General features: G+C 70.8%; 12 protein-coding genes. 5 read left to right on the forward strand and 7 right to left on the reverse strand.

Features of this window, described 5'->3' with window-relative positions; genetic code table 11:
• The first annotated feature begins 3 nt into the window (after nt 1–3).
• On the forward strand, nt 4–936 hold the full coding sequence (locus ACZ6Z4_RS29225) for an LLM class F420-dependent oxidoreductase (RefSeq protein WP_465570972.1): 933 nt from the start codon (nt 4–6) through the stop codon (nt 934–936).
• Here ACZ6Z4_RS29225 and ACZ6Z4_RS29230 read toward each other — a convergent pair.
• On the reverse strand, nt 933–2,138 hold the full coding sequence (locus tag ACZ6Z4_RS29230; protein ID WP_465570979.1) for an MFS transporter: 1,206 nt from the start codon (nt 2,136–2,138) through the stop codon (nt 933–935). The genes ACZ6Z4_RS29225 and ACZ6Z4_RS29230 overlap by 4 nt on opposite strands.
• 187 nt (nt 2,139–2,325) lie before the next feature.
• Between ACZ6Z4_RS29230 and acnA the strand changes: the two genes are divergently transcribed.
• A complete protein-coding gene (acnA, locus tag ACZ6Z4_RS29235; RefSeq protein ID WP_465570985.1) occupies nt 2,326–5,106 on the forward strand; it encodes an aconitate hydratase AcnA in 2,781 nt (926 codons plus the stop codon).
• A gap of 137 nt (nt 5,107–5,243) precedes the next feature.
• Nucleotides 5,244–5,831, forward strand: a complete 588-nt coding sequence (locus tag ACZ6Z4_RS29240; RefSeq protein WP_465570988.1) for a DUF3558 domain-containing protein — start codon at nt 5,244–5,246, stop codon at nt 5,829–5,831.
• 39 nt (nt 5,832–5,870) lie between these two features.
• On the opposite strand, the gene ACZ6Z4_RS29245 is transcribed toward ACZ6Z4_RS29240, so the two are convergent.
• Together ACZ6Z4_RS29245 and ACZ6Z4_RS29250 are read right to left on the reverse strand one after the other, a co-directional pair.
• Nucleotides 5,871–6,914 (reverse strand): hypothetical protein, encoded by a 1,044-nt coding sequence (locus ACZ6Z4_RS29245; RefSeq protein WP_465570991.1) that lies wholly within the window; start codon nt 6,912–6,914, stop codon nt 5,871–5,873.
• The gene (locus ACZ6Z4_RS29250; RefSeq protein ID WP_465570994.1) at nt 6,911–7,510 is read right to left on the reverse strand and encodes an RNA polymerase sigma factor; all 600 of its coding nucleotides are present in this window, start codon (nt 7,508–7,510) and stop codon (nt 6,911–6,913) included. Before ACZ6Z4_RS29250 ends, ACZ6Z4_RS29245 begins: the two co-directional genes overlap by 4 nt.
• Before the next feature lie 133 nt (nt 7,511–7,643).
• Between ACZ6Z4_RS29250 and ACZ6Z4_RS29255 the strand changes: the two genes are divergently transcribed.
• Both ACZ6Z4_RS29255 and ACZ6Z4_RS29260 read left to right on the forward strand, forming a co-directional pair.
• Entirely contained in the window at nt 7,644–8,360 is a 717-nt protein-coding gene (locus tag ACZ6Z4_RS29255; protein ID WP_465570996.1) for a sulfite exporter TauE/SafE family protein, read from the forward strand.
• 21 nt (nt 8,361–8,381) lie between these two features.
• Nucleotides 8,382–8,936 (forward strand): HEAT repeat domain-containing protein, encoded by a 555-nt coding sequence (locus ACZ6Z4_RS29260; protein WP_465571002.1) that lies wholly within the window; start codon nt 8,382–8,384, stop codon nt 8,934–8,936.
• A gap of 159 nt (nt 8,937–9,095) precedes the next feature.
• On the opposite strand, the gene ACZ6Z4_RS29265 is transcribed toward ACZ6Z4_RS29260, so the two are convergent.
• The 4 genes from ACZ6Z4_RS29265 to ACZ6Z4_RS29280 form a co-directional block, all read right to left on the reverse strand.
• Nucleotides 9,096–10,358: an RNA polymerase sigma factor gene (locus ACZ6Z4_RS29265; protein WP_465571007.1), complete on the reverse strand. Its 1,263-nt coding sequence runs from the start codon at nt 10,356–10,358 to the stop codon at nt 9,096–9,098.
• Nucleotides 10,358–10,702, reverse strand: coding sequence for a YciI family protein (locus ACZ6Z4_RS29270; protein WP_465571010.1), 345 nt, complete (start codon nt 10,700–10,702; stop codon nt 10,358–10,360). Before ACZ6Z4_RS29270 ends, ACZ6Z4_RS29265 begins: the two co-directional genes overlap by 1 nt.
• A 69-nt stretch (nt 10,703–10,771) precedes the next feature.
• Nucleotides 10,772–11,188 carry an HIT family protein gene (locus tag ACZ6Z4_RS29275; protein WP_465571015.1) on the reverse strand — a complete coding sequence of 139 codons (417 nt, stop codon included), beginning with the start codon at nt 11,186–11,188 and terminating at the stop codon, nt 10,772–10,774.
• Nucleotides 11,188–13,095: a Na+/H+ antiporter gene (locus ACZ6Z4_RS29280; protein ID WP_465571018.1), complete on the reverse strand. Its 1,908-nt coding sequence runs from the start codon at nt 13,093–13,095 to the stop codon at nt 11,188–11,190. Before ACZ6Z4_RS29280 ends, ACZ6Z4_RS29275 begins: the two co-directional genes overlap by 1 nt.
• Nucleotides 13,096–13,144 lie beyond the last annotated feature (49 nt).

Raw genomic sequence — 13,144 nt, forward strand, 5'->3', positions numbered from 1 at the left:
CCCATGTTGCTCAGGATCTTCACCGAACCCCAGCAAGGTGCCTCGTACGACGACCTGCTGGCCGTCGCCCAGAAGACCGAGGAGTGCGGGTTCGACGCGTTCTTCCGGTCCGACCACTACCTCGCGATGGAGGGCAGCGACGGGCTGCCGGGGCCGACCGACGCCTGGATCACCCTCGCCGGGCTCGCGCGCGAGACCAGCCGGATCAAGCTCGGGACGCTGGTCAGCTCCGCGACGTTCCGCAACCCCGGCGTGCTCGCGATCACCGTCGCGGGCGTCGACCAGATGAGCGGTGGGCGCGCCGAGCTCGGGCTCGGCGCCGGCTGGTACGAGGCCGAGCACGCGGCGTACGGGCTGGACTTCCCGGACACGCCGGGCCGGTTCGACCTGCTGACCGAGCAGCTCGAGCTGATCACCGGGCTGTGGGACACGCCGGTGGGGGAGAAGTACGAGTTCACCGGGAAGCACTACCAGCTGAAGGACTCGCCGGCGCTGCCGAAGCCGGTGCAGCAGCCGCACCCGCCGATCATCGTCGGCGGCGCCGGCAAGAAGCGCACCCCGGCGCTCGCCGCGCAGTACGCGAACGAGTTCAACGCGGGCTTCAAGACCGTCGAGGACACCAAGGTCCTCTTCGACCGCGTCCAGGCAGCCTGTACGGCGATCGACCGCGACCCGAAGACCCTGCACCTGTCCGCGGCCCATCGGGTTGCCGTCGGCAAGGACAAGGCCGAGGTCGAGCGCCGCGCCACCGCCTTCGGCTGGTCGATGGAGCAGCTGAACCAGCACGGCCTCGGCGGCACCCCGGCCGAGATGGTCGACCACCTCGGCCGCTTCGCCGAGCTCGGCGCCGACCGGTTCTACCTGCAGATCCTCGACCTCACCGACCTCGACCACCTGGAGCTGATCGCCTCCGAGGTCCTCCCGCAGCTGTCCTAACCCGTACGCCGGGCAGGGCGCCGCATGATCGCCGCGGTCACGGCGAAGAGTGCGGCGCCGCCCGCGAGGGCGGCCGGCAGCCCGGCCACGTGCGCGACGAGCGTGATCAACAGGCCGCAGACGACCTCGCCCAGGTACTCGGCCTGGGCGAGGAACGAGTGCGTCGTCGCCCGTACGCCGGACGTGGTGCGCGCGTTGACCCAGATCGTCGAGATCACCCGGGTGAGCGGTACGGCGATCCCCGACACCAGGATCAACGCCGCGGCACCGGTCGCCGCGTTCGGCGCGACCGCCAGCCCGAGAGTCCCGGCGGTCCCGACCAGCGCGGCGACGCCGTACGAGTGCCGCGCGTGCTCGCCGTCGAGGCGCCGTCCCGCGATCCGCAGGGTCAGCGCACCGAGGACGAGGGCGAGGAAGCCCAGCCCGGTGAACCAGACGATCGGGTCGAGCCGGATCGGCAGCCCCAGGTCGAGCAGCTGCTTCGGCGCGAGCCGGCCGGCCGCGTCGGTCGCGCCGTTGACCAGGAACGTCGCCAGAAAGATCCGCAGCAGATCCGGGCTGCCGCGGACCAGCGCGACTCCCTGGCGGAAGATCGTCCAGGACGCCGCCCATCGCGCGCCGGCCGAGGGGACGAAGCGGTGCTCGCTGAAGCGGGTGACGACGTACAGGCTCAGCAGCAGCATCGCAGTCCCGGCGGTGACGATGGCCACCTCGCGCCGGGTGGCCCAGGCCAGAGCGCCGATCACCACCAGCCCGGTCGCCGCGCCGGACAACTGGGCACGGGCGGTGCGAGCCAGTACGCCGGAGACCCGCCCGGGGTCGTCCAGCTCGTCGGTGATCCAGGCGACGTCGGAACCGCTCGCGAAGGTCCACGCCAGCCCCCACAGCACCTGGGTCGCCAGCAGCAGCGGGAACGAGGTGACCAGTCCGGTCGCCAGCATCGCCGTCCCCATCAGGACTTGCGACACGACGAGCGACCACTTCCGGCTGACTGTGTCGGCCAGGACGCCGGCCGGTATCTCGCAGCACAGCGCGAAGATCCCCTGTACGGCTCCGATCGCCACGATCTGGGCGGCGCTGAGTCCGGCGTCGACGACCAGGTAGACCGACGTGACCAGCCACCAGCCGTTGTGCAGTACGGCGCGGGCCCAGTTCCAGCGGACGTACGCGCGGACCAGCGCGTCCGGCGGCGAAGTGTGCACGCGGCAGTCGATCAGCCGGTGGGCGCGCCCGGCAACGGAGTTTCGGCTTAGAGTGGTGGCTCGACATCGTGTATCTTGATGTCGAGAGAGTTTGTGGGGACAGGTTAGGGCAGCCTGACCTGCGGGGCCGGTGGGTGGCTCGGCAGGATGGGTACCAGCGGACCAGGACGGACAGAGGAGCAGGTTGATGGCCAGCGTCGACAGCTTCGGTGCCAAGGGTGCACTCGAGGTCAACGGACAGTCGTACGAGATCTTCAGGTTGGCGGGTATCGAGGGCGCGCAGACGCTGCCGTACTCGCTCAAGGTGCTGCTCGAGAACCTGCTGCGCACCGAGGACGGCGCGAACATCACCGCCGACCACATCACCAAGCTGGGGAACTGGGACGCGAACGCCGCGCCGGACACCGAGATCCAGTTCACGCCGGCCCGGGTGATCATGCAGGACTTCACCGGTGTGCCGTGCGTCGTCGACCTGGCCACCATGCGCGAGGCCGTCGCCGAGCTCGGCGGCGACCCGACCAAGATCAACCCGCTGGCCCCGGCCGAGCTGGTCATCGACCACTCGGTCATCATCGACGTCTTCGGCCGCCAGGACGCCTTCGAGCGCAACGTCGAGCTCGAGTACGAGCGCAACCGCGAGCGCTACCAGTTCCTGCGCTGGGGCCAGACCGCGTTCGACGAGTTCAAGGTCGTCCCGCCGGGGACCGGCATCGTCCACCAGGTCAACATCGAGCACCTGGCCCGGACCGTCATGGTCCGCAACGGCCAGGCCTACCCGGACACCTGCGTCGGCACCGACAGTCACACCACGATGGTCAACGGCCTGGGCGTGCTGGGCTGGGGCGTCGGCGGCATCGAGGCCGAGGCCGCGATGCTCGGCCAGCCGGTCAGCATGCTGATCCCGAAGGTCGTCGGCTTCAAGCTGACCGGGTCCGTCCCGGCCGGCGCGACCGCGACGGACGTCGTCCTCACCATCACCCAGATGCTGCGCAAGCACGGTGTGGTCGGCAAGTTCGTCGAGTTCTACGGCGACGGCGTCGCGGCCGTCCCGCTGGCCAACCGCGCCACCATCGGCAACATGAGCCCGGAGTTCGGCTCCACCTGCGCGATCTTCCCGATCGACGACGTCACGCTGGACTACCTGCGGCTGACCGGCCGCGGCGACGAAGAGGTCGCGCTCGTCGAGGCGTACGCCAAGGAGCAGGGCCTGTGGCACAACGCCGAGGTCGAGCCGCGCTTCTCGGAGTACCTCGAGCTGGACCTGTCGACGGTCGTCCCGTCGATCGCCGGCCCGAAGCGCCCGCAGGACCGGATCGAGCTCAGCCAGGCAAAGGAAGGCTTCCGCGGCGCCCTCGTCGACTACGCCACCGAGGAGCTGGACGTCGACCCGTCCGAGCTGGGCAGCTTCCCGGCCAGCGACGCGCCGAACGGGCACGGTCACACCAACGACGAGCCGCACACCCCGCACGGTGCGGGCGCCCAGGGCCGCCCGTCGAAGAAGACCAAGATCAGCCTGAACGGCCAGGAGGTCGAGCTCGACCACGGCCACGTCGTGATCGCCTCGATCACCTCCTGCACCAACACCTCGAACCCGTCGGTGATGCTCGCGGCCGCGCTGCTGGCCAAGAACGCCGTCGACAAGGGCCTGGCCACCAAGCCGTGGGTGAAGACGTCGCTCGCCCCGGGCTCGAAGGTCGTCACCGACTACTACGAGAAGGCCGGCGTCACGCCGTACCTCGAGAAGCTCGGCTTCCACCTGGTCGGCTACGGCTGCACCACCTGCATCGGCAACTCGGGCCCGCTGCCCGAGGAGGTCTCGGCCGGTGTGCAGGAGGCCGACCTGGCGGTCGTGTCGGTGCTGTCCGGCAACCGCAACTTCGAGGGCCGGATCAACCCGGACGTGAAGATGAACTACCTGGCCAGCCCGCCGCTGGTGATCGCGTACGCGCTGGCCGGGACGATGGACTTCGACTTCGAGACCGACCCGCTGGGTCAGGACACCGACGGCAACGACGTGTTCCTGAAGGACATCTGGCCGGCCGCCGACGAGGTCGAGGCCGTGATCGCGACCTCGATCAACAAGGAGATGTTCGCCAAGGACTACGCCGACGTCTTCGCCGGTGACGAGCGCTGGCAGTCGCTGCCGACGCCCGAGGGCAAGACCTTCGACTGGGACGGCGAGTCGACGTACGTGCGCAAGCCTCCGTACTTCGAGGGGATGGCCAAGGAGCCGTCGCCGGTCACCGACATCAGCGGCGCCCGGGTGCTGGCCAAGCTCGGCGACTCGGTCACCACCGACCACATCTCGCCGGCCGGTTCGATCAAGGCCGACAGCCCGGCCGGCAAGTACCTCGCCGACCACGGCGTCGACCGCAAGGACTTCAACTCGTACGGCTCGCGCCGCGGCAACCACGAGGTGATGATCCGGGGCACCTTCGCCAACATCCGGCTCCGCAACCAGATCGCGCCGGGCACCGAGGGCGGTTTCACCCGCGACTTCACCAAGGACGACGCGCCGGTGACGAGCATCTACGAGGCCTCCGAGGCGTACGCCGAGGCCGGTACGCCGCTGGTGATCCTGGCCGGCAAGGAGTACGGCTCGGGCTCGTCGCGCGACTGGGCCGCCAAGGGCACGGCGCTGCTCGGCGCGAAGGCCGTCATCACCGAGTCGTTCGAGCGGATCCACCGGTCGAACCTGATCGGCATGGGCGTGCTGCCGCTGCAGTTCCCCGAGGGCGAGAACGCGGAGTCCCTCGGACTGAGCGGCGAGGAGACCTTCGACATCAGCGGCGTCACCGCGCTGAACGACGGGGAGATCCCGCGGACCGTCAAGGTCACCGTCACCGGCACCGACGGGTCGACCAAGGAGTTCGACGCGGTGGTCCGGATCGACACCCCGGGCGAGGCGGACTACTACCGCAACGGCGGCATCCTGCAGTACGTGCTGCGGTCGCTGATCGCCAACTGACCGACTGACAACCAGAGACCGGTCCCCGTTGCTGGGGGCCGGTCTTTGTTGTTCACCGGCTGGGCGCGTACTGGTCATGCGCGCCTGGTTGGCTGTCGGTCGCAAACCGGGGGCGAGACCGAAGTACGGGGTGGACTGTGCGTGCAGGCGTTGTGGTCGCAGCGGCGTTGATCGGAGTACTGGCAGGCTGCGCGGCAGCTGAGCCGACGGCGTACGGGCCGACCGTGGCCGGACCGACGAAGACCTCCAGCAAGGGCGCCCCCGCGCTGCCCGAGCCGACCATCGACGAGGGCGAGCCGCCGATCGTCCGCGTCTCCGGCAACCGCCTGTGCCAGCTCTTCACCTCGGCGGAGATCAGCGAGCGCCTCGGCCTGAAGGTCGGCAAGGTCGTCGCCAGTACGCCGGGCCGCTACTCGCGCTGCGTCTGGAAGTCCGCGAAGGGCGACGGCATCGTCAGCATCACCCGCGGCAGCGGCGCCGACTACGAGGCGCTGAAGCAGCAGTACATCACCGAGGCGACCAAGGAGAAGGCCCGCGGCCGCAAGGAACTCGGCGTCGGCCAGATCGGCTTCGCGATCGGCGCCTCGGTCAGCGGCGTCCCGAACTGGCGCGCCGCCTCGGTCGAGTCCGGCCTGCTCACCGGCGTCCAGATGTCCGGCGCCGGCAGCCTCGCCAGCGCCGCCACGATCAAGATCTTCATGATCGAGGTCCTGGCCCGCGGCTGAACCCGGCAGCGCGAATTTCACGCTGCCGGGCTGCACCAGTCAGCGCTCGGCGCACCCCAGCGCGGACCACCCGTTCGCGGGGCTGCCGCCCCGGGCCACCGTGTCGCCGGTCTGCCAGAGCACGTCCGACCAGCCGCCGTCGGCCTGCATGTCCTGCAGTACCTTCCAGCCGCGGCTGCCGGCGAGCGCCGTCGTCGCTTCCTTCAGCTTCACGGTGTCGCCGGACTTCTTCGCCGCGATCCACTGCCCGATCCAGCCGCACGCGACCTCACCGGTGACCATCACCCCGAAGTGGTAGCGCGCGAGCACCAGCACCTTCAGCAGCGGCGCCCGGTCGAAACTGCTGGGCAGCGGTACGCCGGTCAGCATCTCGTCGACCACGCGCGGCGCGTCCGACTGCTTGACGATCGTGTCCGGCATCGCGTCCAGCCACGCGTCGGTGTCGACGGTCTTCAGCTTCGCGACCAGACTCCGGTACGCCGCTTCCGAACCGAGGTCGGCACGGATCGTCAGGAAGTACCGGCCCTTCGGCGGCAGCACGATCGTGAAGTCGCTCGGCTCGCCGGACAGGTACAGCTTGCCGGTCTGCCCGAGCAGCTCGACGGGGGAGCCCTGACGGCTCTTGTCCTCCCAGCTCGGGTACCGCTCGACCGGCCGCCAGTCGACCTCCAGCTCCTGCTCGCCGCTCACGAACTCGATCTGGCCCTCATCCGGCCCGAACGCCGGCACGTCGCCGATCTTCCAGGCCGGGTCGTCGAGCACCAGCCGCGGCGTCGCGTCGGTCGCGGCCCGCAGCTCGGCGCCGTACGCCGAAACCGGTGCAGCCGGGTTGCCGCCCTTCGGGAAGAACACCCCGGTCAGCGCGACGGCGACGGTCGCCGCGGCGGCGACCAGGACGACCACGCGTCGCCGTACCGGCGGACGGGACGTCCGCGGCGGGGTGACTTCCGGGGTGGGTGCTTGGGTGCTGATGACGGCCTCCAGGAGGTCGGACTCGGCCTTGCCGGTCGGCAACTGCCGCACGGTCTCGTCCGAGTACGGATTGGCCCGGGCGATCAGCCGGTCGAGCTCGTCGTCGTTCATCGCTCCTCCTGTGCCGGTCGCTGGGGTTGGTCTTCCCGTACATGTCCGCCTTCACCGAAGGCGTCTCCGAGGCTCTTGCGCAGCCGGCTTCTGGCCCGGTGCAGCCGTGTCCGAACCGTCCGTGCCGGTACGCCGAGCACGATCGCGGCCTCGCGCGGTTCGAGACCGTCCCAGGCGGTGAGCATCAGCAGCTCACGGTCGTCGTCGTTCAGCCCGGCCATCGCCTGCTGGATCACCGTCGTGGATCCGGTGAGCTCGGTGTGGTCGGGCAGTGCTTCGACCAGGTGCTGCCGCAGCCGTCCGGCGAGCCGGTCGCGGCGGAGCTCGCCCCGGCGGTGGTTGGCGACGACGCGGCGGGCGACGCCGTACAGCCAGAGCCGGGCGGTGCCGTCGACAGGCACCTCGTCGATCCGTCGCCAGGCCACCAGCATCGTCTCGGCGACCACGTCGGCGGCGTCGTCAGGCGAACCGACCCGGCGCAACGCATACCCGAGCAGCGGGCGGAACTCGCTGTCGAACAGCTCCCGGAACCGGCGGTCGTGGTCCGGCAGCGCGCCGACGTCGGCCGGCGGGGGCGGGCTCGAAGTGCTCCTCATGCTCCACCCATGTCCGGGAGTATGACCATCGTTACAGGTCATCTCCGTCGGGTGTGTACGGTCCTGAGGCGGGTAGAACGGTCCTGGCAGCTCGTACGACGGGCTGGTGCGGCGGTGAGAGAGGCTGGGCGACGTGGAGCTGGGGATCTTGTTGCTGGGCGGTCTGGCGATCGCCGTGGCGGCGGTCGTTCAGGGGACGCTCGGGCTCGGGCTGATGCTGGTCGGGGCGCCGGTGGTGGCGTTGCTCGATCCGTCGCTGATGCCGGGCGGGATGCTCGTGCTCGGGATGCTGCTGCCGATCCTCACGCTGGTGCGGGAGTGGAACCAGATCGACTGGCGGCAGGCCGGCTGGCTGACCGGGGCGCGGGTGGTGACGACGCCGCTCGGGGTGCTGGTGCTCGGCTGGCTGTCGGCGCGGGCGATCGGGGCGGTGGTCGGGTTCGTCGTGCTGGGCGCGGTGGTGCTCACGTTCTGGCGGCTCGACGTCCGGGCGACGCGGCAGAACCTGGTGATCGCCGGTGCGGTCGCGGGGATCTCCGGTACGGCGGCGTCGATCGGCGGGCCGCCGGCGGCCGTCGTACTGCAGCACGAGCAGGGGCCGCGGCTGCGGGCGACGCTGGCGGCGTTCTTCTTCATCGGGTCGGCGGTGTCGCTGGCGGGAGTGGCGATCGGTGGGCAGTTGACGCGGCACCAGCTGCTCTACGGGCTGTCGTGGATCCCGGCGCTCGGGATCGGGTTCGCGGTCGCCGTACCGCTGCAGAAGCGGTTCCACGGGCCGCGGCTGCGGCAGACGATCCTGGCGCTGGCCGGGCTGTCGTCGATCGTGGTGATCCTCAAGTCGCTGCTCTGATCGTCGGGTTTACTTGGCCGGGTGGCTCATCCCCGAGCGGTCGTGCAGGCCGCCTGTGCCCGGTACGGCGAACAGACGGTCGTCGACTGGTGCGTCGCGCTGCTCACCGGGGAGATCTCGGGCGCTGACGCTTTCGGCCGCGACCTGCCGAAGCTGGTCGCGCTGACCGGGCAGGAGAATCCTGGCGGGTGGAGCCGGCCTGTTGGTCCGGTCAACTACTACTGGGTGCGGGTGTGGGCGGCGCGCGTGCTGATGTACGCGTGGAGCGACGAGGCGGTCGAGGCGCTGCGCGTGGTTGCGGACGACCCGGCGTGGCGCGTGCGGGAGCACGTCGCCCGGATCACCGCGCAGCGCGAGCTGGGCGAGCTGGTGGAGTTGCTGCTGCCGATGCTGGAGCACGAGCTACCGCGGGTGCGGGTGGCCGCTGTGCGCGCGGTGGGCGCGGCGGGGGAGTATGAGCACGCGGAGGCGATCGAGGCGTTGCGGGACGACCCGGACCAGGCGGTCCGTGCGGCGGTCGAGCGGGCGCTGGGAAACCTGCGGACGCGCCTGGATCGCACGCTCGGCGAACGGTGACGCGGACACCCACCACTCACCAAGTCCGCCGGATCAGCCGGTCACGCGGCGTGTCGCGGCGTGTCGTGGCGCGAGACGACGGTTGATCAGTGGTGGGTGTCCGGCTCGGAGGCGCACCAGTCCCGAAGGGCGCGTGCGGCGCAGCTCGACGCGCCCGATTCAGCGCGTGCCCAGAGCCGACAGCCGCCGCTCGACGTGCCCGCGCTCCGGGTCCGTCCCCGCCGTCTCCAGCGCCAACCCGTAGGCCGCCGCAGCCTCCTCCCGGCGCCCGAGCCGTTGAAGCAGATCGGCCCGCGCCAAGTGATACGGGTGATACGAACGCAGCAGCGGCTCCCCGGCCAGCTCGTCAATCAGCCGCAACCCCACCTCCGGCCCGTCGCGCAGCGCGATCGCCGCCGCGCGGTTGAGCGCGACCACCGGCGACGGCACGAGCGCCAGCAGGACGTCGTACAGGGCAACGATCTGCGGCCAGTCCGTCGTCTCCACCGAAGCGGCCTCGTCGTGCAGCGAGGCGATCGCGGCCTGGACGCCGTACGGCCCTGGCGGCCCGGTGATCGCCCGGACGACCAGCGCGCGGCCCTCCTCGATCATCGTCCGGTCCCACCGCCCGCGGTCCTGGTCGTCGAGCAGCACGACCTCACCATCAGGCCCAGTGCGAGCATCGCGCCGCGCATGGATGAGCAGCATCAGCGCGAGCAATCCCGCGACCTCCCGATCGCCCGGCATCAGCCGCTGCAGGATTCGCGCGAGCCGGATCGCCTCCTCGGCGAGGTCGACGCGCTGCAGATCGGCGCCCGAGCTGGCGGCGTACCCCTCGGTGAAGACGGAGTACGTCACCTGCAGCACCCCGGGCAGCCGCTCCGGCAGCTCGTCGGCGGCAGGCACGCGGAACGGGATCCGGGCCTCGCGGATCTTCTTCTTCGCCCGGACGATCCGCTTCGCCATCGTTGCCGTCGGCACCAGGAACGCCCGCGCGACCTCGGGCGTGGTCAGGCCCGCCAGGCAGCGCAACGTCAGCGCGACCCGGTCCTCGGCCGGCAGCGCCGGGTGCGCACAGGTGAAGAACAGCTGCAACCGCTCGTCGGGCAACTCGTCATCGGAGGCGGCGTCCGCAGCAGGCGCGGTCCGCTCGGCCTCGACCTGGAGCACGGCGAGCCGCGCGGCGTACGTCTTGTCGCGGCGCAGCCGGTCGACGGCCTTGCGGCGCGCGGTGGTCATCAGCCACGCGCCGGGCTTCGGCGGTACGCCGTCCACGGGCCACTTCTCGAGCGCCACCTCGATCGCGTCGGAGGTGACCTCCTCGGCCAGATCGAGATCGCCGAACCGGCGCGACAATGCCGCGAGCAGCCGCCCACGCTCCTCGCGAAAGACCTGCTCGACCATCTCCACCGAGGCGGAGATGGTCGAGCGCTCGTCGTACATCAGCCGAAGTCGGCGACCGGGCGGACCACGATGTTGCCGTCGCCCCGCGACCCCGGGCAGCGCGCCGCCCAGTCCAGCGCCACGTCCAGGTCCGGGACGTCGATCACGTAGAACCCGCCGAGCACCTCGCGGGTCTCGGCGAACGGCCCGTCGGTGACCGTGCGGTGACCGGAGGCGTCGACCTTCACGGTGGTGGCGGTGACCAGGTCGGCCAGCGACTCCCCGGAGACCAGGATGCCCGCGTCGCGGACCTCCTTGTCGTAGGCCATCCAGTCGGACGGCGTACAGCCCTCGGCCTGGCCGTCGGCGGTCGGGCTCGCGTTGATCAGCAGCAGGTACTTCACGGTGGATCTCCTCGGTTCGTCGGTCGGTACGGCACTACCACGAACGAGCCGGCCCCGGATGGACAGCGACTACTGAGAAAGTGCGTCGCGAAGCTGGGCCGCGTACGACGCCGCCTCGTCCTCGTCGGCGTACTTGGTCCGCGGCCAGAAGAACCCGCGCAGCCCGTCGCCCTTGGTCCGCGGGACGACGTGCACGTGCAGGTGCGGCACCGACTGCGACACCACGTTGTTCACCGCGACGAACGACCCCTGCGCGCCGTACGCCGTACGGACCGCGGCCGCGACCGACCGCGCCGCCCCGAACAGCGGCACGGTCAGCTCGTCGGGCAGCTCGACCAGGGTGTCGACGTGCTCGCGCGGCACGATCAGCGTGTGCCCCTTGAACACCGGCCGGATGTCCAGGAACCCGACCACCTCGGGCGTCTCCAGCACGAGGTGGGCGGGTGTCGACCCGGCGACGATCGAGCAGAACAGGCAGTCGGCCATCACCCGAGGGTTTCGTCGACGAAGCACCAGCGCCAGTTCTCGCCGGGCTCGAACGACCGCATCACCGGGTGCTCGGTCTCGGCGAAGTGCTTGCTGGCGTGCTTCATCTGCGACGAGTCGCAGCAGCCGACGTGCCCGCAGCCCAGGCACAGCCGCAGGTGCACCCAGCTGCCGCCGGCGGCCAGGCACTCCTCGCAGCCCTCGGGCGTGTTCGGCGTGGTCACCACCGGCGCCGTGGCCAGGTGGTCGCACGGGCCGCCCGGAGGGGCCGGTACGCGGAGGTCGTCGGACTGTCCGCCGACGTCGTCGGCTTCTGCGCGATCCAAGATGGACTCCTCGATGTCGAGTGCGATCTGTGCCCGTTGCAGCACCTCGTCGGCGACGAGGCCCTCGTCCCGGACCTTGAGGATGTGCGCACGCTCGGCCTGCAGCATGACCATCCGAAGTCGACGATATGCCTCGCTCGGCGTTTCGTACTCCGTTTCGGGCCGGCCGAGTCGTTCCCAGGCGGCCAGCGCCCGGGCCTCGCCGCGCTGGCGGAGCAGCTCGACGACCCGCGGCGGGTCGTCGTCGGTGAGGACCTTGTCGAGCTCCTCCTCGCCGGCCTTGTGTGCGGCCTGCAGTACGGCGGCCTCCTGCAGCGCGTCCTCGGCCGGGTCGGGACCGGGCAGGTTCATCCGGCGGACCAGCCAGGGGAGTGTCGAGCCCTGGAGCAGCAGCGTGCCGGCGGTGACGGCCAGCGCGATGAACACGAGCAGCTCGCGGTGCGGCGTGTTCTCCGGCAGCACGAACACCGCGGCCAGTGTCACCACGCCGCGCATCCCGGCCCAGGAGAGCACGGTCAGCGCCTGCCAGGAGACCGGGCCGGACCGCGACCGGCCGAGGATGTTGCGGGACAGGATCGTCACCGGGAACATCCAGATCGGCCGCAGCAGCACGACGGTCAGGAAGACACCGATCGTGGTCAGCGCGATCGTGCGCGCCGACAGCGGGCTCTCCGACAGGTCGTCGAGGATCCACCGGGTCTGCAGACCGATCAGCAGGAACACCGCGTTCTCGAGCAGGAACTGGATCGTGCGCCAGTTGGTCCGCTCCGAGATCCGCGACGCCGCGGACTGGATGATCGGCGCCTTGTGCCCGAGCAGCAGACCGGTCACCACCACCGCCAGTACGCCGGACGCGTGGATGTAGTGGTTCTCCGCGGCGACGTACGCGATGAAGGGCGCGGTCAGGCTGAGCGTCGTGTCCAGCACCGGGTCGGTGAAGCGGCGCCGGATCTTGGCCAGCACGATCGCGACCACCAGCCCGACCAGGATCCCGCCGCCGGCGGCGCGCAGGAAGTCGAGGCTGACGTCCAGGAACATCGGCGTCACCACGGCGGCGCCGATCGCCGTCCGTAGGCAGACCAGCGCGGTCGCGTCGTTCAGCAGGCTCTCGCCCTCGAGGATCGTGACCACCCGCCGGGGCAGGCCGACCTTCCGGGCGATCGCGGTCGCCGCGACGGCGTCCGGCGGTGCGACCACAGCGCCGAGCGCGAGCGCGGCCCACAGCGGCAGCGGCTTCTGCCCGTCGGCCTCGGCCAGCGCGCCGAGCAGCCAGTACGCGACGAACCCGACGCCGACCGCGGTGAACGCGACCAGGCCGACCGACAGCGTGCTGATCGAGCGCCGGTGCTGGGAGAAGTCGACCAGGCTGGTCTTGATCGCCGCCGAGTAGAGCAGCGGCGGCAGGAAGCCGACCAGCACCACCTCGTGCGACAGCTCGACCCGCGGGACGAACGGCAGGTACGACGCCACGACGCCGACCACGACCAGCAGCAGGGGCGCCGACATCCCGATCCGGTTGGCCAGTGCGGCGCCCGTCGCCACCAGCGCGACCAGGGCGACGATCTCGATCGCGATTTCCACGCGCACAGTGTGGCAGGCCGAGCCCCGGCCGCGCTGCAAGGCTTTCAGG

The sequence above is a fragment of the Kribbella sp. NPDC104740 genome (genome assembly GCF_055583505.1).

What these genes read in the sequence shown, in the direction of transcription:
- ACZ6Z4_RS29250 (WP_465570994.1), bottom strand. Translation starts at nt 7,510, where the DNA reads ATGAGGAGCACTTCGAGCCCGCCCCCGCCGGCCGACGTCGGCGCGCTG.
- ACZ6Z4_RS29275 (WP_465571015.1), bottom strand. Translation starts at nt 11,188, where the DNA reads ATGGCCGACTGCCTGTTCTGCTCGATCGTCGCCGGGTCGACACCCGCC.
- ACZ6Z4_RS29245 (WP_465570991.1), bottom strand. Translation starts at nt 6,914, where the DNA reads ATGAACGACGACGAGCTCGACCGGCTGATCGCCCGGGCCAATCCGTAC.
- acnA (WP_465570985.1), top strand. Translation starts at nt 2,326, where the DNA reads ATGGCCAGCGTCGACAGCTTCGGTGCCAAGGGTGCACTCGAGGTCAAC.
- ACZ6Z4_RS29265 (WP_465571007.1), bottom strand. Translation starts at nt 10,358, where the DNA reads ATGTACGACGAGCGCTCGACCATCTCCGCCTCGGTGGAGATGGTCGAG.
- ACZ6Z4_RS29225 (WP_465570972.1), top strand. Translation starts at nt 4, where the DNA reads ATGTTGCTCAGGATCTTCACCGAACCCCAGCAAGGTGCCTCGTACGAC.